The sequence below is a fragment of the Massilia phosphatilytica genome, assembly GCF_977014125.1.
Window position 1 is genome coordinate 1 of record NZ_CDRNIL010000104.1, and the last position, 2,706, is coordinate 2,706.

The 2,706-nt window shown below is 55.2% G+C and carries 3 protein-coding genes; 1 reads left to right on the top strand and 2 read right to left on the bottom strand.

Translation table 11 applies throughout. The annotated features are described in order from the left end of the window. The first annotated feature begins 181 nt into the window (after positions 1–181). Positions 182–571: a hypothetical protein gene (locus ACWNCF_RS03555; protein WP_449406042.1), complete on the top strand. Its 390-nt coding sequence runs from the start codon at positions 182–184 to the stop codon at positions 569–571. Here the strand turns inward: ACWNCF_RS03555 and dpdA are convergent. Together dpdA and dbpB are read right to left on the bottom strand one after the other, a co-directional pair. Then, on the bottom strand, positions 507–1,499 hold the full coding sequence (dpdA, locus tag ACWNCF_RS03560) for a tRNA-guanine transglycosylase DpdA (protein ID WP_449406043.1): 993 nt from the start codon (positions 1,497–1,499) through the stop codon (positions 507–509). The two genes, ACWNCF_RS03555 and dpdA, sit on opposite strands and share 65 nt — an antisense overlap. Further along, entirely contained in the window at positions 1,496–2,620 is a 1,125-nt protein-coding gene (gene dbpB, locus ACWNCF_RS03565) for a DGQHR domain-containing protein DpdB (protein ID WP_449406044.1), read from the bottom strand. The genes dpdA and dbpB overlap by 4 nt, the downstream gene beginning before the upstream one ends. Positions 2,621–2,706: the final 86 nt, after the last annotated feature.

A 2,706-nucleotide genomic window follows, 5' to 3' on the forward strand; every position in this document is an offset into this window, starting at 1 on the left:
CGACGCGCAGATTGCCTGTGAGCAATCGCGCTTTCGGACGCTGCGCCAGCGTGCCCTCTCTGAACTCAACAAAGACCTTGATCACCATGGATAAGCAAGAACTCGTGGTGCGAGCTTTACACACGACCCAGGGGCCGGGACTGGATGTCTACGCCTTCTTCATTCGCTTGGCGGCGACATCATGAAGATCGCCGATATCTCGCGCGTGGAGCGTGACGAACGTGATGCCCTTAAAGGGTTTCAGCGTCCGGAAATTCAGCAGCACGTCAAAGAGATCGTCGAATACCTCGATCAGGGCAACGTACGGTTCCCGAATTCACAGATCCTCGCAAACGCGCTTGATGTGCGAATCACAGCCTCAAGCGGCACCCGGCCAGCCAACCACGAAGGTGTTGGACAAACAGGGACGCTGACCAATCCAATTGCCCAGGTCGCGAACCGGGTCGCTTGGATCGAGGAAGGACAGCGGCAACAGCTGCACTGTCACGCCCGACGAATCAATCATTTCACGTCCCGCTGGAAACGTTCGTATCAGACAACCTCGAAGTACAACGCGAGCAGTTTGTCTTAGTCAACAAGGCAAACAGTAGACGGTTGTTTTCGATGGCTTGCGGAATGCGGATGGCCGCGTAATATTCAAGGCTGCCATCTGTTTTCGGCACATAATAATTCGCCTTCTCGTCCATAAACGCCCGGATCAATGGGGAGGTCGAGTCAAAGCTGGTGATGCCGTAATCCGTAAAATGCTGGATCGAATCGGCTTTCGCAAAGCCCAGCAAGTGGATCTTCGTTTCTGGTTTGATCGCGTCGCGCAGCGCGCGCAATACCTTGTGGATTACATCGACTTTCAGCGGCACCAAGCCACCGATCGCCAGGTAGCGGTAACCCATGTCCTCGAGTTGTTTCGCTGCTTGCGCAATGCTCTGCGGTGACCACCCTTGTACAGCCCCCATGGGCTCGAAGGGCATGCCTGCATCCTCACAAATACGCATGAACTCGCGTGCATTTTCTAGGGTCAAGTCAAAGCGGAAGCGAATATCTTCCTCTACCGCTTCGCGCGGTGGGTTGTCGGTGTCGCAGGCAAAAATAATATGGTCGGGTGACACGCCATGCGTAAATCGAGCTGCCGTATAAAACTCGAATACCTGCCGCGGCGAGTACGCTGGCTTTTCCTGCTGGACGTAGGCAAAAGCGCCGCAATCGCCCATGACCATGGCGTCTTTGTATTGCGGGCCATCCAGTCGCAAGAACGTACGAACGCCATCGCGCAACATGCGATGCCGCTCTGCAGTCGAGTAACGCACCTTGGACGAAGCAACCCCGGGCGCCGGGACCACTGCGCTCATGGCGACCAACAAACCATCATATGGTGTCGGCTGCATGATCTCATGCGCATACCGATCACCCCAGTAGCGCTGCCGCGTCGGCGCATTCCGATCGTTGATAAAGTCATACTCAGGATCAACGTAGTCCTGGGTATCAGAGTAAAGAAACTTCATTTTCTTGCTTCAGTCATGTAAGCTCGGATCAGTGCTTCTTGTAGGCGCCTTTTGTCTTGGGAAGTGCTTTCAATGTCGTTCCAACGAACGCCGATGGATTCCCACACACCCGATGTCCAGCGACACAATGGCGCCACTTTTTCCACTTCTTTGCGCACGGCCGTATACGATTCATTAGTACCAGACAGGCGCGCATAAATGCGGTCCATCAGCACGCCCATTGCCAAAATGCCTGCCGAGTGCATGAGGCGGCTTTGCCGCGGATCTTTTCCCCACGCCTCTGGAAACACGTCTCGCACGACGGACCAATAAGTGACGAGAATCGTACACATGGCATCGACGTCGCCCGGGTCAGTATCTGACGGTTTATAGGGCGCCAGCGCCCCCAGTGGATTAGACAAACTTTGGCGGATCATCTCAACCACTGCAGTGTCGGTAATTACGGCCGTACCATCGTCCTTCTTGTCGGATGGGCGCTTAATCAGGTTATAAAAGGGAGACTTGCTATTGCGGTTGAGCCAATTGCACAACTCACTCGGCACTTTTCTCTTGCGCAGGTCGCGGGGCAGTAGGACGTTGCGGGTTTCTGGAAGCAATTCGTCAATGAGTCGGCGCGGCAGCGGTTTTGCCTTGTTGACTAAGACAAACTGCTCGCGTTGTACTTCGAGGTTGTCTGAGACGAACGCTACCACCGGGACGGGAAATGATTGATTCGTCGAGCGTGACAGTGCAAGCAAGCGCTGCTGTCCATCCACGATCCAAGCGACCCGGTTCCCGACCTCAAAAATTGGAATGGTCAGCGTCCCCGTTTGCCCAACACCTTCGTCGTTGGCTGGCCGGGTGCCGCGTGAGGCTGTGAAACGCACATCAGGCGCCATCGCGAGGATCAGTGAATTCGGGAACAGTACGTTGCCCTGATCGAGGTATTCGACGATCTCTTTGACGTGCTGCTGAATTTCCGGACGCTGAAACCCTTTAAGGGCATCACGTTCGTCACGCTCCACGCGCGAGATATCGGCGATCTTCATGATGTCGCCGCCACGAATGAAGAAGGCGTAGACATCCAGTCCCGGCCCCTGGGTCGTGTGTAAAGCTCGCACCACGAGTTCTTGCTTATCCATGGTGATCAAGGTCTTTGTTGAGTTCAGAGAGGGCACGCTGGCGCAGCGTCCGAAAGCGCGATTGCTCACAGGCAATCTGCGCGTCG